The sequence below is a fragment of the Tardiphaga sp. 619_E2_N8_4 genome, from assembly GCF_051810905.1.
Taxonomy (GTDB): Bacteria; Pseudomonadota; Alphaproteobacteria; order Rhizobiales; family Xanthobacteraceae; genus Tardiphaga; species Tardiphaga robiniae.
The window spans coordinates 3,748,855-3,769,175 of record NZ_JBPWQJ010000001.1 but is presented as its reverse complement, the minus strand read 5'-3'; the positions used below and the strand labels follow the sequence as shown (position 1 = coordinate 3,769,175).

Sequence of the window (20,321 nt, the reverse complement as noted above, 5' to 3'; positions counted from 1 at the left end):
CAGGAGAAATTATGGGAAAGCTTGACGGTAAGGTTGCAGTCATCACGGGCGGATCGAGCGGCATGGCGCTGGCGAGCGCCAAGCGGTTCGTTGAAGAAGGCGCCTATGTGTTCATCACGGGCCGGAGGCAGGAGGCGATCGACGAGGCCGTCAAGCTGATCGGCCGGAACGTGACCGGCGTACGCGGCGACGCGGCCAATCTCGACGACCTCGACCGCCTGTTCGATACGGTCAAGCGGGTCAAGGGTAACATCGATATCCTGTACGCGAGCGCCGGCACGGGCGAAGCCGTCCCACTGGGCGAAATTACCGAGCAGCATTTCGATGCGACCTTCGGCCTGAACGCGCGCGGCACGCTCTTTACGGTTCAGAAGGCGTTGCCGCTGTTCAACGATGGCGGATCAATCTTCATGACCGGGTCAGTTGCTTCGCTCAAAGGTTTTCCCGGTTACAGCGTGTATGCGGCGAGCAAGGCGACGCTGCACGCATTCGCACGCGGATGGCTCAACGAACTCAAGAACAGGAATATCCGGGTGAACGTGCTGCACCCGGGGCCGATCGCCACACCGATGCAGGACCAGGTTCTCACCCCGGAGGCGAAGCAGATGTTCGAATCCCTGATCCCGCGGGGAACGATGGGTCGCCCTGAGGAAATTGCGGCGGTCGCACTGTTTCTTGCGTCAGACGATTCAAGCTTCGTGAATGGGCTGGAGTTGTCTGTCGACGGCGGCTTCTCGGCGATCTGAAATCGCACCTCGTTCACCACAGGGACCTCTACGCGGGCGCCACCGCGGACCGAATAACCCGGCGCCCTCGAAGGCCGTGAATCAATATCAAAACAAATCGGAGAAGATTATGAGCTACGCAATTGTAGGCTTCGGCAAGATAGGCCACGCCCTCGCTTACGCCTTCGCCCGTAAGAACATCGACGTGACCGTCGCGAGCCGCCGGCCGCCCGAGGCATTGGCGCCGCAGGCCCGGGCGATTGGACCCGGGGTCGTCGCCAGGTCGCTGCGGGATGCGCTCGAGGCCGATACCATCATCCTGGCGGTCCCTTTCGGCGAGCATCGCGAGGTTGCGAAGATCCTGCCGAGCTGGGACGGCAAGACGGTCATCGACGCGATGAACCTGTTTCCGGGCCCCGACGAACCGGACGATCTCCCGGGCTCCGCCGTCGTCGCGAAGGCATTCACCGGCGCCAAACTCGTGAAAGGTTTCAATCACCTGGGCGCAGCCACTCTGGCGACCGATCCGGTCGTCGCGGGCGGGCATCGGGTCGTCTTTCTGTCTGCTGACGACGAGGGCGCGATCGCTCCCGTGGCGGCCCTGGCCAAACAACTCGGCTTCGCACCCGTCAAGCTGGGAAAACTCAACGAGGGTGGCGCGCTGGTACACGCACGCGGCCGCACGTGGGGCCAGCTGATCTTCCAGGATTTGTTCAAGAAGGAGCAGTAATCGGCGTATGGGCGCCATTCGAAGAGCCGGGAGACGCCCGACGGAGCGTGCGGATTACGCCTTGCGACGAATCCGCCCTCCGCACTGGCCGTAACGACCGCAGGCTTGCCCTCTACCGCCGCATCGACAACCGCGGAGAACTTGGCCATGGCATCGCGAAATTCAATTTCGCGCATGGCAGTACCTTTTATCTGACGTAGGAGCGAAGTCGAGGTGATGGGATATGCTCGCTGGTTGGTTGTCGTTCTAAACAGCGATCGGCTTTCGTATTGAGTGCACTGTCACCGTAATACTTGAGAGCTTTCGAATCGAAAATTCGACAAGACAACTCTTCTAAAGGCCAGATCACAACAATCGACTAACCCAACGGCCCGTCACTATCGGTGTGCCGATAACGTTCTCGCAGATGAACAGTCGTCTGATCGATGCTCGGGTACACCGTGGTAGCGTTGATATTAATTCGATCTAGCTGATCGAGGATATGCTGCTTGTTGGAGACCGTTATTCGGAAAATTTCAATGCCTTCCTGACCCGACTCAGGGAGCGCAGCTTCGTGACCGAAAAGCAGAAAAGCGCCCGACTGCGATTTGATCCGCGTATTGGTTCGTTTCGCTTTCACGCAGACGATCGACCCAAGATCGTCAGGATTGATCCGCGGTTCGAAAAAGCCCTTCTCCGATTTGATGTGATGCAGCAGTTTCTTGGCAACGCCAGTTTCGTTGAATGGGTGGGCGGCCAACTTGAGATCAATAACGTTTTTCTGCGTGTAGGTTAGGTTCGAGAGATTTGCCAAGCAACTGACGGTATCGGAGTCATAATACTTCACTTTGTCCGACGAAACTCGAAAGACGATGACTTCGCCGTCGATGGCTAACGGCGCAGGTATGTGGTAGCAGGCGAAAAACAGAGCAACTAGGGGATTTCCCGAGATATCAAGAAGACGGGTCGGCAAGCCGTAGTGCTGCATGCGGACGAGACGATCGAAGCAATATTGATCACCCTGAAACTCGTCATAGTGCGCGATAAGGAGCTCTTTGCAGAGTCGATCCTCGTTCGGCATGAATTGCCACGCTCCGTCGGGCAATTTTCTTAACAGAGATGGCGTTAGCTCAAACCGCGCGTCTTCATGCCCACGAAAGAACGTTTCAGTCGATTCTTTAGCTTGCAATCGATACAGAAACTGAAGAAAGGCTTCTACGCTGTCAGCTACGCCGATCGTATTTTTTTCACGCGGCGGCGGTTCAGCGTGTGCGGCTATTAGCTGCTGGTCCAGAGGTGCCGCGACCGCATCCGCGAGGCCCGGCTTCAGATCCGCCAGCTTTGCCAGGATGCCCTGAGCGTCCCCTTTTCGGACCGCCCAGTGAGTTCGGTAGAGTTGGAATCCATCAGCGTCGAAGATGTCCCGCGCTTGATCGACAGTTTCAAACTCAACGGTGCCAAAATCAATCAACGTCCTAAATGTGGTCGAAACTTCTTTTCGACCCGGCTTTGTATTTTCAATCCGCCCGTATTTGATGACCATCGAGGGCGCGTTGCCCGAGCGATCGATTTCACTGCAGAGGAAGGTTGGCAATTTCTCCAAAAAGGAGATCGCCTCCGGGCCAAACCCTTCAAGCCCCTTTTCAATGTCGGTGGGCGTGTATTCGAACATACGCCCCCGGCCCATTTCGATAACGTCGACCACCCCTTCGACATATTCGCTATTGCCGAACGCAATGTAATTGAAGTTTTCGGACACGTGTCTACATCCTACCGCATGTCACGACTGAACCAACGATCGCTTTCAAAAATTACGCCTTGGCAACCGGAACGACCGAGATCCGCGTAAAACAGATCTAGATGAGCAGACGCGCGTCGAATTCAGATTAATAGCGAGTGCGACAACGGTCCGTCACTCCCTACTCCCATTCGATCGTCCCAGGCGGCTTGCTGGTGATATCATACACCACGCGATTGACGCCCTTCACCTCGTTGATGATGCGCGTCGCGGTCTCGCCGAGGAATTTCATGTCGAAGGCGTAGAAGTCGGCGGTCATGCCATCGGTGGAGGTCACGGCGCGCAGGCCGACGACGTATTCATAGGTGCGGCCGTCACCCATCACGCCGACGGTTTTCACCGGCAGCAGCACGGCGAAGGCCTGCCAGATGGTGTCGTAGAGATCGGCCTTGCGAATCTGGTCGATATAGACGGCGTCGGCTTCGCGCAGGATGTCGAGTTTCTCGCGCGTGATCTCGCCGGGGCAGCGGATCGCGAGCCCGGGGCCCGGGAACGGATGACGGCCGACGAAAATATCCGGCAATCCCAATTCGCGGCCGAGATCGCGGACCTCGTCCTTGAACAGTTCGCGCAAAGGCTCGACCAGCTTCATGTTCATGCGTGCGGGAAGACCGCCGACATTGTGATGTGATTTGATGGTCACCGATGGGCCGCCGGTGAAGGAGACGCTCTCGATCACGTCGGGATACAACGTGCCCTGCGCGAGGAAATCCGCGCCGCCGATTTTCTTCGCCTCGGCATCGAACACGTCGATGAACAGACGGCCGATGGTCTTGCGCTTCACTTCGGGATCGGTGACGCCTTCGAGTTCGCCGAGGAATGTCTTCGATGCATCCACATGCACCAGCGGGATATTGTAGTGGTGCCGGAACAGGTCGACGACGGTCTTGGCCTCGTCCTTCCGCAGCATGCCGTGATCGACGAACACGCAAGTGAGCTGGTCGCCGATCGCTTCATGGATCAGCACGGCCGCAACGGCAGAGTCGACGCCGCCTGACAGGCCGCAGATCACCTTGCCCTTGCCGACCTGGGCGCGGATCTTCTCAATGGCTTCCTCGCGGAACGCGCGCATGGTCCAGTCGCCGGTGAAGCCGGCGATGTTACGCACGAAGTTGCGGATCAGCTTCGCGCCGTCGGGCGTATGCGCGACTTCCGGGTGGAACTGCATCGCGTAGAACTTTCTGGTGTCGTCGGCGATGATCGAGATCGGCGAGCCCGGCGCCTTGGCCACAGCGCGGAAACCGTCGGGCATCTTGGTGACGCGGTCGCCATGGCTCATCCAGACGTCGTATTTGCCGCCCACTTCCCAGACGCCGTCGAACAGCGCGCAGCTATCGGTGATCTCGATGGCGGCGCGGCCGAATTCGCGATGGTGCCCGGCTTCGACAGTACCGCCGAGCTGCTGCGCCATGGTCTGCTCGCCGTAGCAGATGCCTAGAACGGGAACACCTGCAGTGAGGATCGACAGCGGCGCGGACGGCGCGTTGTCGTCGAGCACCGAGGCCGGGCCGCCGGACAGGATCACGGCTTTCGGCTTCATCTCGGCGAAGGCGGCCTCCGCCTTGTTGAACGGCACGATTTCGGAATAGACGCCCTCCTCGCGGACGCGCCGCGCGATCAGCTGCGTCACCTGGGAGCCGAAATCGACGATCAGAATCTTGTCATGCGCCGCAGCCACATGGGGTGACGGATCGGCGGGCGAAACGGATGTTTTGCTGGGGGCTGTCATAGCGAGGAATTACGCGACTCACGGCGGGGTCGCAAGGCTGAAAAGGCTTCATGGCAGCCCTGCACCGCTCTATCCCCGTCATTGCGAGGAGCCCTTGCGACGAAGCAATCCAGTTCTTCTTTGTGGCTTTCTGGATTGCTTCGCTCCGCTCGCAATGACGCCGGATAGGCTCTAGCCGACCGATTGGCGTCTCAAAACACTCACGAAAAACCCGTCCGTTCCCGTCTTCCGCGGGGTCATCAGCAGGCCTTCCGGGCTCTGATAGGTCGCGGCGGCGAAATCCTCAGCCTTGTCCCACAGCACCGACATCACCTGCGCCGGCGGCACCACTGAAAACTCCGGCTGGCGGGCGGTAAAGGCGCGGATCTGGTCGCGGTTTTCCTGCGGGAGTACCGAACAGGTCACATAGGCGATCCGACCACCCGGCTTCACCAGCGCCACTGCGCGGTCGAGGACCTCGGCCTGGTCCTTGATCCGGACCTCGAGGGCGCCGGGGCGCATCCGCCATTTGGCGTCGGGATTGCGACGCCAGGTGCCGGTGCCGGTGCATGGCGCGTCGATCAGCACGAGGTCGGCCGAGTTGTGGATGTCGCTGAGCGTGTCGTCCGGGCCCTTCGGGGTGCGGATATCGGCATTGTGGATGCCGGCGCGTGACAGCCGCTCGTGGATCGGGGCGAGCTGCCGCTTGTCGGCGTCGGTGGCGATCAGCCGGCCCTTGCCCTGCATCATCGCCGCCAGCGCCAGCGTCTTGCCGCCGGCTCCGGCGCAGAGATCGATCACCTGCTCGCCCGGCTTGGCGCCGGACAGCAATGCCGCGAGCTGAGAGCCCTCGTCCTGCACCTCGATGCCGCCCTTGATGAAATCCTCCTCGGCATGGATGCCGGGATTGCGCGCATCGGCGCCGAGATCGATCCGCAGCCCCAAAGGCGACCACGGCGTCTCGGTGGCGCCGAGATGGCGCAGCGAGCCCAGCACCTTGTCGCGCTTGGCCTTTAGCGTGTTGACGCGCAGGTCCAGCGGCGCGCGGCTGGCCATGGCGGTGGCTTCCGCCACGCGATCATCGCCAAATACATCAGCCAGCTGGCCATCGAGCCATTCCGGATAATCGCCGGCGATATGCGCCGGTGCATCCGCCACCGTGCGCGACGCCAGAGCCGAACGCTCCGCGTCAGACAGCGGCGCCGGCGCAAAACCGCTGCCGTCACAGAGCGCGGCAATCGTATCGACATCCATCCTGCGCTCGGCCTTGAGCATGCCGAGCAGCCGCGCCCGCGACGTGTCGTCGTCCATGATCCAGGCGCTGGAGGCGCGCCGCCGCAGCACGTCCCAGACCAGCCCGGAAATCCCGGCCCGGTCGCCGGAGCCGGCGAAGCGGTGCGCGGTGCCCCATTCCTTCAGCGCCTTGGCGGCGGGGACACGCTGGGTGTCGATGGCCTCGATCACTTCGATCGCGGCGGAGAGGCGTGCGGCGGGAGTCATGGCAATCTTTCAACGGAGAGAGGCGCGACGCCGCTCCCGATCAGATCAGGAGAAGCATCCGTAGCGCGAAGTAGAACCACATCGCCAACAACACAAGCGCGCTGGCAAGCCAGGCTTGCGATCCCCGGCTATTGGCAATGAACCCAGCGCCCACGAAGCGGGCGATCACGAAGATCCAGGACAGGCAGACCAGCACCAGATCGATCTTGCGTAGCGGCAGGCCGATGGCGATCAGCGCGTAGAACAGCAGATCGAGCTGCGGAGCGGTATTCGGCAGGTCGCTGGTATCCTTGCGGCTCAGCAGGCCGCCGCGCCGGCCGGTCCAGAAGAACATGCCCAGCGTAATCGCCACCAGCACGAAGACCGGCAACAAAACCCATTGAATCGACATTGAAATTTCCTCAGCCCGGGGAATTCAGAGCCGCGCGGCACCCCGCTCGCGCTACAGACCCGCCCCTTGGAACATGACGATTAACCGGCCCAAGAGTTCCATATGAGGCCCATGCCGGCTCCATCACGGGTTCCATTGAACCGGCTGGGCCGCCCTCGACACCCATTTGCAGGCGCTGCCCGGCGGCGCGCCAGCCTCAAGAGTTCTGCCCGTGAGCCCTGCCATGGCCTATCTCGATGCCCTCTTTGCGATGCTGACGCCCGGCGACCCGGACAGCTGGGCCGGCCTCATGATGTCCACCCTGGCTGGCGCCGCCGCGGCGCTCGCGGTGGCCATCCTGCTGAATCTCTATTTCCGAGCCCGGTATCGCTCGGTCCATGACGTGGTCCACCACGGCGTCGCGGCGCTGGCCGTGCTGGGCCTCCTGGCCTTCGCCGCCACCGACATGCGCCACACGGCACTGGGCTATCTCGGCATCAATCCGACCAGACCCGCCGTCGAATTCGAAATCCGCCTGCCCGACGCGGTCGCGGCGAAGATCATCGCGGAAGCCACGCAGATCGAATTGCATACCGACCGCAACCAGGCCCTCGCCGCCATCAGCGAAGGCCCGACTTTCACGAACAAGGGCGAGAGCATTCTCAGGGGTAAGGTGCCGCTGAAATTTCGCACCGCGCAGCGTGTGATGATCGTGAATGTGCCCGGCGAAGCACCGCTGATCTTCAAACTGCGTCTGGCCGCAAGCCCGAGCCACTCGACTGAATTCAGCCCGTGGCATCTGGTCGATCAGGTGATCGCCTCAGCCCGTGCAGGCAAGACGGCCCGCGCCAACGACGGCTATGCGATCAGATATCGCGTGATCTAACCTTTCGGTCGCCCGAGCCATCTGACTGACATCCGAGATGGCTACACTCCCCGCCAGAGGAGTTCCCGCCATGTCCGAATTCCGCCTGATCCAGATCACCGATACGCATCTTAGCGCGGGCTTTCCGCAATTCGTCGCAAATTTCCAGCACGTCAGCGCGTTCATCGACGCGGCAAAGCCAGACCTCGTCATCAATAGCGGCGACCTTGCCTTCGACGGCCCGGGCCATCCCGATGACCTCGCCTTCGCCAGGTCACAGCATGACGCCCTTCCCGTCGCCTGCCGCTATCTGCCGGGCAATCACGACATCGGCGACAACCCGACTCTGGTCGCCCCGCCGCCAAGCCAGCTGATTTCCGAGCAAAACCGGCAGGCATTCGTGTCGGCCTTTGGACACGACCACTGGCGCTTCAACGCGGCTGGCTGGTGTTTCATCGGTCTGAACTCGTTGATCATGAATAGCGGGCTCACCTGCGAAGAGGAGCAGTTCGACTGGCTCGCCTCGCAACTGGCGGGCCTGAACGGACGGCCGCTGGCGCTGTTCATCCACAAGCCGCTATTTCTGAATGCCCCGGACGATCCGGAACTGGCCGCAACGTCGATCCGCTACGTCCCGATGCCGGCGCGCCGTCGTCTCATCGATCTGCTTGACCCTGTCGATCTGCGGCTCGTCGCCTGTGGTCATGTGCACCAGCGGCGCGACTACATATGGCGCGGCGTCAGGCACATCTGGGCGCCTTCAAGTAGTTTCATCATTGGTCCGGAGGACAAGCAGGAGACGATTGGCGTCAAGGAAGTCGGGCTCGTCGAATACATTTTCCAGCCCGACGACGTTGAAGTTCGCCACCGCCGCGCGCCGGGCCAGACCGACATCGATCTGTTCACCGTCATCAATGCGGACGGCACGGTGCGCCCGCAGTGATGACAGCCTGAAGGCGTATTCGCCTTACGCTTTGTCGGCGCCGACGCGCACGAGCTGCTTGCCGAAATTCGCGCCCTTCAGCAGCCCCATGAACGCCGTCGGCGCGTTGTCGAGACCTTCGGTGACGTGCTCCTTGTACTTCACCTTGCCCTCGCGCACCCATTGCGACATGTCACGCAGGAAGTCGCCATGCATCGACGCAAAGTCACGCACGATGAATCCGCGGAAGTTGAGGCGCTTGGTGAGCACGTTGCGCATCATGGCGCCGGCCCATTTCGGCGCCTCCGAGGTCGTATCGTTGTACTGCGCGATCAGTCCGCAGACCGGAATGCGCGCGAAGAAATTCAGCAGCGGAAACACTGCCTCGAACACGGCGCCGCCGACATTCTCGAAATACACATCGATGCCGCCCGGGCACGCGGCCTTCAGCTTCGCCGGAAAATCCGGATCGCGATGATCGAGGCATTCGTCGAAGCCGAGCTCCTCCTTCACATAACGGCACTTGTCGGCACCGCCAGCGATACCGATGGCACGTGCGCCCTTGATCTTCGCAATCTGGCCAACTGCAGAGCCCACGGCACCTGACGCCGCGGCAACGACCACAGTTTCTCCGGCCTGCGGATTTCCAATGGCAAGCAGGCCGGTATAGGCGGTCATGCCCGGCATTCCGAGAATGCCGACGGCAGTCGAGATCGGTGCCAGCTTCGGATCGAGCTTGCGCAGGCCCTTGCCGTCGGAGATCGCATGGGTCTGCCAGCCGGCATGGGCGAGCACGATATCGCCCTTGGCAAAACCCGGATTGTTCGAGGCGATCACCTCGCACACGGTGCCGCCTTCCATCACGCCATCCACCGGCACCGGCGCGGCATAGGACGGGCCGTCATTCATGCGGCCGCGCATATAGGGATCGAGCGACAGCCAGATCGTGCGCAGCAGCACCTCGCCTGCGCCTGGCGTCGGCACCGCATAATCCTCGATACGGAAATTCGATGGGCCGGGCTCACCGTGTGGGCGCGATGCGAGAACGACGCGTTTGGCTGCTGACATGGGACTTCTCCGTTTCTCTTTCTTGATCGCAAAAAAATGCGGCGCGCGATGATCGCGCGCCGCATTCAAAACGTAAACCGGCAAATATCAGGCCGTGATCTTCGCCAGCACCTTGTCGAATGCTGCAGCTGCGCTGTCGAGATCCTTGAAAGACAGACCGCCGTCGGCCGACTGCTTCTGCGCCGGCGTCGCCGTCGGACGGATTTCAGCTACCGGCTTGCCGCCGTCGAGCATCGTCAGCGGCGCGATCACCTGAAACTCATGCGCCTCGATCGGCTGATCCTTCAGCAGGAACACGCTGAGCGACGCGATATCCGTGCCGCGACGATAGGAGATGTAGCGATCGACTGCGACCGAGCCATCGCGCTGCATGCCGCCGAGCTTGGCATGACCATCGGAGCCGAGCAGCTTGTGCGCCTTGAAGCCCTTCACGCCTTCGGACTTCGCCTTGGCGGTCGCTTCGGAGAGATCGTATTTCTCGGCCATCGCCTTGCCGACGGTTGCGAGCTCCGCCGACATGTCATGCTCGAACTGCTTGGCCTCGCTGCGCGGCTGGCCGATCCTGCGCGGCTTGTCGGCGTTACGCTTGGCGAGCTCGGTGGTGCAAAGCTCAACCAGCGCCGTGACCTCGCGGCGTGTGGCGTTCTCACGCAGGTTTTTCAGTTGCGCGGTGTCGAGAGCCGCAATGCGTTCGTCCGTCCATTCAATGGCCATAGTATCCAACGTTCTTTTCTGCGGGTGTTACTTCGACGCGTGACGAGGTCATTGTCGAAAATGAGCATCACAACGCGACACGGAGCCTAGCTCCGCGGCCGGGTTCGTCCGGCCCTGGAAATCCATAACGGGACTTCCATGGCCGACAGCGCACGTGACGCGCGAACAATAGCGCGTTTTCGCCGATCTGTGGGGCTCAATTTAGGCAGCGATGCCTATGCGGCACCGCAATAGTGCCCGGTATAGTTAAGCTCCGCCCGGATAGTTCGGGCTTTCGCGGGTAATCGTCACGTCATGCACGTGACTTTCACGCAGTCCGGCACTGGTGATGCGGACGAATTCCGCCTTGTCGTGGAATTCGGTCAGCGTCTTGGCACCGACATAGCCCATGGCGGCGCGCAGGCCACCGGCGAGCTGATGCATCACATTGGCCACCGGGCCCTTATAGGGCACCTGCCCCTCGATGCCTTCCGGCACGAGTTTGAGCGTGTCCTTGATGTCCTGCTGGAAGTAGCGATCCGCCGAACCGCGGGCCATGGCGCCCACCGAGCCCATGCCGCGATAGGCCTTGTAGGAACGGCCCTGCCACAGGAACACTTCGCCGGGGGTCTCGTCGGTGCCCGCGAGCAACGAGCCGACCATGGCGATGTCAGCGCCGGCAGCGAGCGCCTTGGCGAGATCGCCTGAGAATTTAATGCCGCCGTCGGCAATGATCGGAATGTTGTGCTTCTTCGCGGCTTCCACCGCATCCATGATCGCGGTGAGCTGCGGCACGCCGACGCCGGCGACGATGCGCGTGGTGCAGATCGAGCCCGGACCGATACCGACCTTGATGGCATCCGCGCCCGCATCGATCAACGCCTGCGCGCCTTCGGTGGTGGCGATGTTGCCGGCGATCACCTGCACGGAGTTCGAAATCTTCTTGATGCGCGTCACGGCTTCCAGCACGCGCATCGAATGACCATGCGCGGTGTCGACGACGACGACATCGACGCCGGCATCAATCAGACGTTCGGTGCGCTCGAAACCACCCTCGCCCACAGTGGTTGCGGCAGCTACACGCAGACGGCCCTGCGCGTCCTTGCTGGCAAGCGGATGCGCGACGGCCTTGTCCATGTCCTTCACGGTGATCAGGCCAACGCAGCGATACTGATCGTCGACGACGAGCAGCTTCTCGATGCGATGCTTGTGCAGCATGCGCTTGGCTTCATCCTGGCTGACGCCTTCGCGCACGGTCACGAGATTCTCGTGCGTCATCAGTTCGGAAATTTTCTGGTTCGGATTGCTGGCGAAGCGCACGTCGCGGTTGGTGAGAATGCCGACCAGCTTGCCGGGGACGTCCTTGCTCGCACCGGTGACGACGGGAATGCCGGAGAAGCCGTGCTCGCTCATCAGCGCCAGCGCTTCGGCCAGCTTGGCATCGGGACCGATGGTGAGCGGATTTACCACCATGCCGGACTCGTACTTCTTGACCTGGCGCACCTGGGCAGCCTGGCCCTCCGGATCGAAGTTGCGGTGGATCACGCCGAGGCCACCGGCCTGCGCCATGGCAATCGCCATGCGGGCCTCGGTGACGGTATCCATCGCCGAGGCGATGATCGGAATATTGAGCGGAATGGCACGGGTGGCGTGGGAGCGGATATCGGCGTCGGAAGGCAGGATGTCCGACAGGCCGGGCTTCAGCAGAACGTCATCGAACGTGTACGCTTCGCGGATCTTCTGAACGACTGCCATTGCCAACTCCATGCGGCGACCTCGGGATCGCGGTAGAAACCTCTGGATGCACCAATTCGACGGCGGCGCAGGACACCGTCGTCGAATCTGAACCCATAAGTAGGATTGGCGGTGGTCGATAGCATGCTGCTGCGCGAAATCAAAGCGTTTGGCTGCCATGCACAGGGATTTTAAGCGTTTTCGGCCTTCAGCCGGGCGGGTGCAGTCACGGATGATTTAGGAGGTATTCGGCCTCTCGCAATAGCCCACGCCCCGGCAGGATGTTAAAGCGCCCGCAGCTTGGGCACTCGTAAGAATCATCAATAATTTCATGAATAAAGAACGCCTGATCCCGCTCATCGTCGCCTCCGCTTTGTTCATGGAAAACATGGACTCCACGGTGATCGCGACCTCGCTGCCGGCCATCGCCGCCGATATCGGTACCAGCCCGCTGACGTTGAAGCTGGCGATCACCTCCTACCTGCTCTCGCTCGCGGTGTTCATTCCGGCCTCCGGCTGGACCGCCGACCGGTTCGGCGCACGCGCCGTGTTCTCCATCGCCATCGGCGTGTTCATGATCGGCTCGATCGGCTGCGCGCTGTCACAATCGGTCACCCATTTCGTCATCGCCCGTATCATCCAGGGCCTCGGCGGCGCCATGATGACGCCAGTGGGACGCCTCGTGCTGCTGCGCTCCATCGACAAGAGCTCGCTCGTCAGTGCCATGGCCTGGATGACGGTGCCAGCGCTGATCGGCCCGGTGATCGGACCGCCGCTGGGCGGTTTCATCACCACCTACTTCTCGTGGCACTGGATCTTCCTGATCAATATCCCGATCGGCTGCCTCGGCATCTATCTGGCGTTGCGCTTCATCGATCCGATCCGCTCGGAGGATCCGGAGCGCTTCGATCTGCTGGGTCTGGTGCTGGCCGGCGTCGGCCTCGCCGGCATCGCCTTCGGCCTATCGGTCGCGGGCCTCAATCTGCTGCCATGGCCGATCGTCGCCGCACTGGTCGGCATCGGCACGGTGTCGATGACCCTCTACGTGATCCATGCCCGGCGCACCGCGTCCCCGGTGCTGGACTTCTCGCTGATGCGGCTGGTGACCTTGCGCGCCGCCATCATCGGCGGCTTCCTGTTCCGGCTTGGCATCGGCGCATTGCCGTTCCTGCTGCCGCTGTTGATGCAGGTCGGCTTCGGCCTGTCGCCGTTCCAGTCGGGCATGGTGACCTTCGGCTCGGCGGTGGGCGCCATGGGCATGAAGACATTGGCGGCGCGCATCATCCGCGCCTTCGGCTTCCGCAATGTCATGACCGTCAACGCCATAGTGAGTTCGGTATTCCTTGCCGCCTGTGCGCTGTTCACGGTGACCACGCCGCTGATGCTGATCCTGATTATCCTGGTGGTCGGCGGCTTCTTCCGCTCGCTCGAATTCACCGCCATCAATACGGTCGCCTATGCCGAAGTGGAGACGGCGCAGATGAGCCGCGCCACCACGCTGGTCAGCGTCAACCAGCAGCTGTCGATCTCCGCCGGCGTCGCGATCGGTGCATTCTCTGTGGAATCCACCATGCTGATGCGCGGCATGACCGAATTGTCGGCCGCCGATTTTGCACCGGCCTTCCTCGTGGTGTCCGTGATCTCGGCAGCCTCGGCCTGGTTCTTCTGGCAGATGCCGGACGACGCCGGCCACGAAATCTCCGGCCGCAAGGTGATCGATATCGCCAGCCGCAAGGGCGAGGCAAAAGCCGCCGTCAAGGCGGCCAGCGAAGGCACCGCGGATGCAAGGGATCAGAAGCTGGGGTGAGTTGTGACGCGCTCGCAATGTGCCATAGGTCTCGCCACGATCGTCCTCACGATCATCGCCGGCGTCATGTCGTTCGATTACGTGAACAGGCGACTTCCGCCGACGCCCGTTGAGCAGGTGACCGCGCAGGACGCCAAAGAGCAGACCGATCCTGCTGCCGCTAAAACACCGCCGGCCTGCGTCGAGCGTGATGGATCGTGGCGAAACTGGTCATGGCCGAACGTGCCGATGCTGTCGCCGAAATGCGAGAGCGCGAAGTAAATCATCCGACCGTAAGATGACGAGAGCCGACAGATCGCCCAAAGCGCGCCCTGTCATAAACTCCCCGCGCCCATCACCTTAAGCTGTCATTTGCAATTCACGACCAATCGGTCCATATATCACTAATGGAACATCATTCCCCTGTGCGGTTGCCGCGCGGCCGCCCCCGAGGTTTCGACACGGAAGCTGCCATCGAGCGCGCCATGAACGTGTTTTGGTCGCGCGGCTATCATGCCACGGCGCTTCCGGACCTTCTTCAAGCGACGAACCTCTCGCGTGGCAGTCTCTACGCCGCCTTCGGTGACAAGCGCGGACTCTTCCTGCGTGCGCTCGATCGCTACATTGCCGACGCCCTGCTACGAATCGACATCGAACTCGACCCGCGCCGCGCGCCAGTCGCTGGCCTACGGGCCTACCTTGCTGGTTACGTCGATCGGACGAGTGGCGCCAATGGTCGCCGCGGATGCCTGCTGGTCGCGACAGCCATGGAGTTGGGTGGCCGCGACCCGGAAGTCGATCGCCGCATCGGCGGCTTTTTCAAAGCTATGGAGACCAAAGTAGCCAATGCGCTGTTGCGCGCGAAGGCCGCAGGCGAGTTGGCTCATGGTGTCGAGCCTGCAAGCGCGGCGCGACTGCTGGTTTGCTTCGTCGAGGGGCTGCGTGTCGTAGGTAAAACGCGTCCGGCACGAAGCACATCGCAAGCCACCGTTGACGCTCTTCTCGAACGCTTCATCAGGTAACGCGAAGGCGTTGCTGGTTGAGTGCACCTATATCTAGACTGAACAGTCTTGAATGGAAAGTGTCATGTCGCTCATCCAGATTGTCTGCGCGGTGATGGTGCCCTTGCTTTGGGGTTATCAGTTCGTGGTCATCAAGGTGGGCATTGTGGAATTTCCGCCGCTCTTCTTCCTTGGCCTGCGCTTTCTGACTATGGCATTGCTGCTCGTTCCGTTCGTCAAAAAACCTGCACGTCAGGAGCTCAGCCCTGTCGCCGCGATCTCGATCTTTCTTGGTGGGCTGAACTTCGGCCTCTTCTATGTCGGCCTCGGGCTCGGCTCTGGAAGTATTTCGGCCGTCGCATATCAACTTGCCACGCCCTTCACCATCCTGTTGGCTTGGCCGCTGCTCGCGGAGAGACCGTCTCTCGTAACGTCTAGTGGGGTGTTGCTGGCATTTCTCGGCGTGGTCGTGCTTGCAGCGGGGCCTGGTCTGTCTGCAAACGCTATCCCGATTCTGCTGGTGGTCGGGGCAGCACTCGCCTTCGCGGTCGCCAACGTCTTAACGAAGCGGCACGGACCCTTTGACCCCTTGATGTTGACGGGGTGGTCCTCTCTCTTCACGGTGCCGCAGGTGATGCTGATGTCGTTTGTCCTTGAAGATGGACAATTGACGTCCCTCGTCACGGCGGATGAACGTGGTTGGCTCGCGCTCGCCTACACCGTTTTCATCGGAGGAATTGTTGGATTTGGCCTTTGGTTCTGGCTCATCGCTCGCTGCACCATGGGCCGCGTGGCGCCATTCGGTTTGCTTCTTCCGGTCTTTGCCCTGATTTCAAGCGTGCTGTTCCTTGACGAGCATATCACTCCAACGTTGATTGTCGGGGCGCTGCTCGCCATCTCCGGTGTTGCCATCACACAAGTGAGATCGAGCGCTCTACCAAATCGGACTTAGAGTCGCGTATGCGCTCACGACCTAGTTGTCGTGCTCACCGAGCCGGTGATCGCCTGCCACGCCGCGAAAACCCATCGCCAGCACGTAGCGCTCCGAGGAGTCCTTGCGGCTCGCCGCCGGCTTCACATGTTTCACCGTCGCGAAATCACGCTTCAGCTGGGTCATCAGCGTGGCGTCGGCGCCACTCTGGAACACCTTGGCGACGAAGGTGCCGCCGGGCTTGAGCACGTCGGCGGCGAAGGCTGCCGCGTCCTCGACGAGGCCGACGATGCGGAGCTGATCGGTCTTGCGATGGCCGGTGGTGTTTGCCGCCATGTCGGACATCACCACGTCGGCGAGGCCGCCCATCATCGCCTTCAATCTGTCGGGCGCATCATTGTCGAGAAAGTCCATCTGGGCGAAGGTCACGCCGACGATCTCCGGCATTTCCAAGAGATCGATGGCCACCACTTGCCCCTTGCCCTCGGCCGAGCCGACGCGCCGCGCCGCGATCTGGCTCCAGCCGCCAGGCGCAGCGCCGAGATCGACCACGGACAGGCCGGGCTTCAAGAAGCGGTACTTATCGTCGATTTCGATGATCTTGTAGGCCGCGCGCGACCGCAGGCCGTCCTTCTTGGCCTGCTGCACATAGGGGTCATTGAGCTGGCGGTCGAGCCAGAGCTTCGACGACAGTTTCATTCTGCCGGCGCTCTTGACCTGGATCCGCAGGCGTCCGGTGGTGTCTTTGGCCATGGTCTCGTGCTTGCTTTCAGCTATTCGCGTTTCCCTTAGCACGGCATGGCGGGAAACCCGAATATTCGCTCTGAATCGGGAAAATCAGGCTCAGGAGGCGCGGATCGCGCCATCCTCGCGCATCATTTCCACCAGCATGCCCTCGCGCAGCCCCCGATCCGCCACACGCAGCCGCGGCAGGGGGAACGCGTTGCGGATGGCGTCCAGAATGGCACAGCCACACAGCACCAGATCGGCACGGTCGGGGCCGATGCACTGGTTGGCGGCGCGTTCAGCGTAGGTCATGTCGAGCAGCCTGGCGATGGTCTCGTCGAGCTCGGCATTGCTGAGCCAGATGCCGTCGATGCGGCGGCGATCGTAGCGCGCCAGCCCCTGATAGACGCCGGCCAGCGTGGTCACTGTGCCCGAGGTGCCGAGCATATGCATGCCGTCGAGATCGCCGGCATGTTCGGCGGCGAACGGCGCCACGTGTCTGGCGACCTCCGCAATCATCTGCGTGTAGCTGTCCCGGGTCACGTGCTTGCCACCGAATTTCTCGGCCAGCGTCACCACGCCGAGCGGGATCGACATCCATGCCTTGATCAGCGGTTTGCCGTTGGGATCCGTGGGATCACGCTCGATGCGCACCAGCTCCGACGAGCCGCCGCCGATATCGAACAGGATGGCACCGCGGCCCTGCGGATCGATCAGCGGCGAGCAGCCAATCACAGCCAGCGCCGCTTCGGTCTCGCGATCGATGATCTCCAGCGTGATGCCGGTTTCGCGCGCCACCTGGTCGAGAAACGCGTCCGAATTCGAGGCCGCGCGGCAGGCCTCGGTTGCGATCAGCCGCAGCCGCTGTGCGTCCCGCGCGCGGATCTTGTCACGGCAGATGCTGAGCGCCGAAATCGCCCGGGCAATCGCGGCGTCGCTGATCACGCCGGATGTCGAGACGCCCTCGCCCAGCCGGATGATCCGTGAAAACGAATCGACCACGCGAAAACTGTCGCCCGTGGGACAGGCGATCAGGAGACGGCAATTATTGGTTCCGAGATCGAGCGCGGCATAGGTGTTGGCGCATGCGGCTTCGCGCCCGCCGTCGGCCAATGCCGCAACCAATCCCTGCACACCCTCGCCCGGCCCATGGCCGCCGCGAAGCCGCGTGTCATCATCCATTCAATCTGTCTTTCCGCGACCGTTCCGGCCGGCGTGGAAACCTTCTTGGAAATATCTTTCACGGAAAGTTTAGCAGGGCACAGGATCAGCGCAACCTTGGCGCACCCCCATGCCCAATCGTCCGTTGTCGTACAGGTCACGCTGCCTTATCTCAGGGACTTACAGGGGCGCGCCCCCGCGCCAAATCCTGGAATCATCCACATTTGATGGATTCATCATGCAAGATTTTACCGGCTCGCCCGTCGATAACGCCATCGCCATGCAGAAATACGGGGTCGGCCAGCCTGTCCGCCGTAAGGAGGACGACACCCTCGTCCGCGGCAAGGGCAAATATACCGACGACATCAACCTGCCCGGCCAGCTCTATGCCTGGATCGTCCGCAGTCCCCATGCCCATGGCGTGATCCGCGGCATCGATACCGAGGCTGCCAAGGCGATGCCGGGTGTCCGCGGCGTCTGGACCGGCCGGGATCTCGAAGCCGCCAATTATGGCCCCTTCACCTGCGGCCTGCCGCTCAAGAGCCAGGACGGCACCCCGCTGTTCCAGACCAACCGCCATGCATTGATGACCGACAAGGTGCGCTATGTCGGCGACCCCGTTGCCTTCGTGGTGGCTGAAACAGTCGCGCAGGCCCGCGATGCCGCCGAAGCTGTCGTCCTCGACATCGACGCCCTGCCCGCCGTCACCGATTGCGAGGCCGCAACGAAGCCCGGCGCGCCTGTTCTCTACGACCACATCCCGAACAATGTCGCACTCGACTATCACTATGGCGACACCGCCGCCGTCGAGGCCGCATTCGCCTCTGCCGCCCATGTCACCAAACTCGACATCGAGAACACCCGCGTCGCCGTGGTGTCCATGGAGCCACGCTGCGCCCTCGCGGCATACGAGAAATCCGGCGGCCGCTATGTGATCCAGGTGCCGACCCAGGGCGTCGCCGGCAATCGCAATACGCTGGCCAAGCAGCTCAACGTCGCGCCCGACAAGGTCCGCATCCTCACCGGCAATGTCGGCGGATCGTTCGGCATGAAGAACATCAGCTATCCCGAATATATTTGCCTGCTGCATGCGGCGAAGGAATTAGGCAAGCCGGTGAAATGGCTCGACGAGCGCTCCTCCAGCTTCCTGTCCGACAGCCAGGGCCGCGCCCAGGATATCCATGCCGAACTCGCCCTCGATAAGGACGGCAAGTTTCTCGCCGTGCGCCTGAAAGGCTACGGCAATCTCGGCGCCTATATCACCGGCGTGTCGCCGAGCCCGCTGTCGCTCAACACCGGCAAGAATCTCGCCAGCGTCTACAAGACGCCGCTGCTGTCGGTGGACATCAAATGCGTGCTCACCAACACCACGCTGATGGGCGCCTATCGCGGCGCCGGACGCCCCGAGGCCAACTACTTCATGGAGCGCCTGATCGACCGCGCCGCCGACGAGATGGGCATCGACCGTTTCACGCTGCGTAAGGGCAACTTCATCAAGCCGTCGCAGCTGCCCTTCGCAGCCGCCTCCGGCGTCACCTATGATAGCGGCGATTTCCAGGGCGTGTTCGAGAAGGCGCTGGCAATTTCCGATCACGCCGGCTTCGCCAAGCGCAAGAAAGATAGCCGCAAGAACGGCAAGCTCCGCGGCATTGCCGTCGGCTCCTATCTCGAAGTCACCGCGCCGCCGTCAGGCGAACTCGGCAAACTGACCTTCGGCGATGACGGCACCGTGACGCTGACCACCGGCACGCTGGATTACGGCCAGGGTCACGCCACGCCCTTCGCACAGGTCTTGTCGGCACAGCTCGGCGTGCCGTTCGAGGCCATCCGGCTCGAGCAGAACGACAGCGACCTCGTGCGCATGGGCAACGGCACCGGCGGCTCGCGTTCGATCACTGCATCGGGCCAAGCCATCGTCGAAGCCTCGGACCTTGTCATTGCCAAGGGCAAGGCCGCGGCCGCGCATCTGATGGAAGCATCCGAAGCCGATATCGAGTTCAAGGCCGGCCGCTTTACGATTGCCGGCACCGACCGCTCCATCGACATCATGGAACTGTCGCAGCGTGTGCGCGAGGGCAAGATGCCGGACGGCGTGCCCTCCTCGCTCGATGTCGACCACACCTCATCGGACGTGCCCTCGACATTCCCGAACGGCTGTCATGTCGCCGAAGTCGAGATCGATCCCGACACCGGCGTGCTGACCATCGTCAATTACGCGGCGGTCAACGACTTCGGCAGCATCGTCAATCCGATGATCGTCGCCGGCCAGTTGCATGGCGGCGTCGCCCAGGGCATCGGCCAGGCGCTGATGGAGAAAGTCAGCTACGACGCATCGGGCCAGCCGATCACCGGCTCCTTCATGGATTATGCGATGCCCCGCGCCGGCGACATTCCGCTGATGCTGGTCGGCGATCATCCCTCGCCGGCGACGACCAACCCGCTGGGCACCAAAGGCTGCGGCGAAGCCGGCTGCGCGGGCTCGCTCTGCACCATCGTCAATGCGGTGATCGACGCGCTCAGCGACTACGGCGTCACCCATATCGACATGCCGCTGACCTCGGAGCGCATCTGGCGCGCCATCCAGGACGGCAAGCAGAGCAAGGCGGCGTAAGGTCGACTATCTG

At 62.1% G+C, this 20,321-nt stretch carries 18 protein-coding genes; 9 read left to right on the top strand and 9 right to left on the bottom strand.

What is annotated here, in order from left to right; genetic code table 11:
• Window positions 1-11 precede the first annotated feature (11 nt).
• Both AB8A23_RS18045 and AB8A23_RS18040 read left to right on the top strand, forming a co-directional pair.
• A complete protein-coding gene (locus AB8A23_RS18045) occupies window positions 12-746 on the top strand; it encodes an SDR family NAD(P)-dependent oxidoreductase (protein ID WP_439058677.1) in 735 nt (244 codons plus the stop codon).
• 109 nt (window positions 747-855) lie between these two features.
• Entirely contained in the window at window positions 856-1,455 is a 600-nt protein-coding gene (locus AB8A23_RS18040; RefSeq protein ID WP_439058678.1) for an NADPH-dependent F420 reductase, read from the top strand.
• Between the two features lie 358 nt (window positions 1,456-1,813).
• Here the strand turns inward: AB8A23_RS18040 and AB8A23_RS18035 are convergent, their stop codons facing one another.
• The 4 genes from AB8A23_RS18035 to AB8A23_RS18020 all read right to left on the bottom strand — a co-directional run bounded on the left by AB8A23_RS18035 (window position 1,814) and on the right by AB8A23_RS18020 (window position 6,831).
• Window positions 1,814-3,193 (bottom strand): FRG domain-containing protein, encoded by a 1,380-nt coding sequence (locus AB8A23_RS18035; protein ID WP_439058679.1) that lies wholly within the window; start codon window positions 3,191-3,193, stop codon window positions 1,814-1,816.
• 160 nt (window positions 3,194-3,353) lie between these two features.
• Complete coding sequence (gene guaA / locus AB8A23_RS18030; RefSeq protein WP_439058680.1) at window positions 3,354-4,961, bottom strand: glutamine-hydrolyzing GMP synthase; 1,608 nt, start codon at window positions 4,959-4,961, stop codon at window positions 3,354-3,356.
• 171 nt (window positions 4,962-5,132) lie between these two features.
• The gene (locus AB8A23_RS18025) at window positions 5,133-6,440 is read right to left on the bottom strand and encodes an RsmB/NOP family class I SAM-dependent RNA methyltransferase (RefSeq protein WP_439058681.1); all 1,308 of its coding nucleotides are present in this window, start codon (window positions 6,438-6,440) and stop codon (window positions 5,133-5,135) included.
• Window positions 6,441-6,480: 40 nt separating this feature from the next.
• Window positions 6,481-6,831, bottom strand: a complete 351-nt coding sequence (locus AB8A23_RS18020) for a hypothetical protein (protein ID WP_093761480.1) — start codon at window positions 6,829-6,831, stop codon at window positions 6,481-6,483.
• A 211-nt stretch (window positions 6,832-7,042) separates the two neighbouring features.
• Between AB8A23_RS18020 and AB8A23_RS18015 the strand changes: the two genes are divergently transcribed.
• Window positions 7,043-7,696, top strand: coding sequence for an acriflavin resistance protein (locus tag AB8A23_RS18015; protein WP_439058682.1), 654 nt, complete (start codon window positions 7,043-7,045; stop codon window positions 7,694-7,696).
• A 70-nt stretch (window positions 7,697-7,766) separates the two neighbouring features.
• Window positions 7,767-8,618, top strand: a complete 852-nt coding sequence (locus tag AB8A23_RS18010) for a metallophosphoesterase family protein (RefSeq protein WP_439058683.1) — start codon at window positions 7,767-7,769, stop codon at window positions 8,616-8,618.
• Between the two features lie 24 nt (window positions 8,619-8,642).
• Here the strand turns inward: AB8A23_RS18010 and AB8A23_RS18005 are convergent, their stop codons facing one another.
• The 3 genes from AB8A23_RS18005 to guaB form a co-directional block, all read right to left on the bottom strand.
• On the bottom strand, window positions 8,643-9,665 hold the full coding sequence (locus tag AB8A23_RS18005; protein ID WP_439058684.1) for an NADP-dependent oxidoreductase: 1,023 nt from the start codon (window positions 9,663-9,665) through the stop codon (window positions 8,643-8,645).
• Between the two features lie 87 nt (window positions 9,666-9,752).
• Complete coding sequence (locus tag AB8A23_RS18000; protein ID WP_093761476.1) at window positions 9,753-10,379, bottom strand: hypothetical protein; 627 nt, start codon at window positions 10,377-10,379, stop codon at window positions 9,753-9,755.
• Window positions 10,380-10,625: 246 nt separating this feature from the next.
• Window positions 10,626-12,113, bottom strand: a complete 1,488-nt coding sequence (gene guaB / locus AB8A23_RS17995; protein ID WP_089263865.1) for an IMP dehydrogenase — start codon at window positions 12,111-12,113, stop codon at window positions 10,626-10,628.
• A gap of 310 nt (window positions 12,114-12,423) precedes the next feature.
• Here guaB and AB8A23_RS17990 point away from each other — a divergent pair, with 310 nt between their 5' ends.
• The 4 genes from AB8A23_RS17990 (at window position 12,424) to AB8A23_RS17975 (ending at window position 15,831) form a co-directional block, all read left to right on the top strand.
• Entirely contained in the window at window positions 12,424-13,899 is a 1,476-nt protein-coding gene (locus AB8A23_RS17990; RefSeq protein WP_439058685.1) for an MFS transporter, read from the top strand.
• Between the two features lie 3 nt (window positions 13,900-13,902).
• Window positions 13,903-14,160 carry a hypothetical protein gene (locus AB8A23_RS17985; protein ID WP_439058686.1) on the top strand — a complete coding sequence of 86 codons (258 nt, stop codon included), beginning with the start codon at window positions 13,903-13,905 and terminating at the stop codon, window positions 14,158-14,160.
• 143 nt (window positions 14,161-14,303) lie between these two features.
• Complete coding sequence (locus AB8A23_RS17980; RefSeq protein WP_439058687.1) at window positions 14,304-14,900, top strand: TetR/AcrR family transcriptional regulator; 597 nt, start codon at window positions 14,304-14,306, stop codon at window positions 14,898-14,900.
• A 64-nt stretch (window positions 14,901-14,964) separates the two neighbouring features.
• Entirely contained in the window at window positions 14,965-15,831 is an 867-nt protein-coding gene (locus AB8A23_RS17975) for a DMT family transporter (protein ID WP_439058688.1), read from the top strand.
• Between the two features lie 21 nt (window positions 15,832-15,852).
• Here AB8A23_RS17975 and AB8A23_RS17970 read toward each other — a convergent pair whose 3' ends face one another.
• Together AB8A23_RS17970 and AB8A23_RS17965 are read right to left on the bottom strand one after the other, a co-directional pair.
• Window positions 15,853-16,563, bottom strand: coding sequence for an RlmE family RNA methyltransferase (locus AB8A23_RS17970; protein ID WP_068730972.1), 711 nt, complete (start codon window positions 16,561-16,563; stop codon window positions 15,853-15,855).
• A gap of 90 nt (window positions 16,564-16,653) precedes the next feature.
• Complete coding sequence (locus AB8A23_RS17965) at window positions 16,654-17,718, bottom strand: Ppx/GppA phosphatase family protein (protein ID WP_439058689.1); 1,065 nt, start codon at window positions 17,716-17,718, stop codon at window positions 16,654-16,656.
• Window positions 17,719-17,935: 217 nt separating this feature from the next.
• On the opposite strand from AB8A23_RS17965, the gene AB8A23_RS17960 reads away from it, so the two are divergent.
• Window positions 17,936-20,308 (top strand): xanthine dehydrogenase family protein molybdopterin-binding subunit, encoded by a 2,373-nt coding sequence (locus tag AB8A23_RS17960; RefSeq protein ID WP_439058690.1) that lies wholly within the window; start codon window positions 17,936-17,938, stop codon window positions 20,306-20,308.
• The last annotated feature ends 13 nt before the right edge of the window (window positions 20,309-20,321 follow it).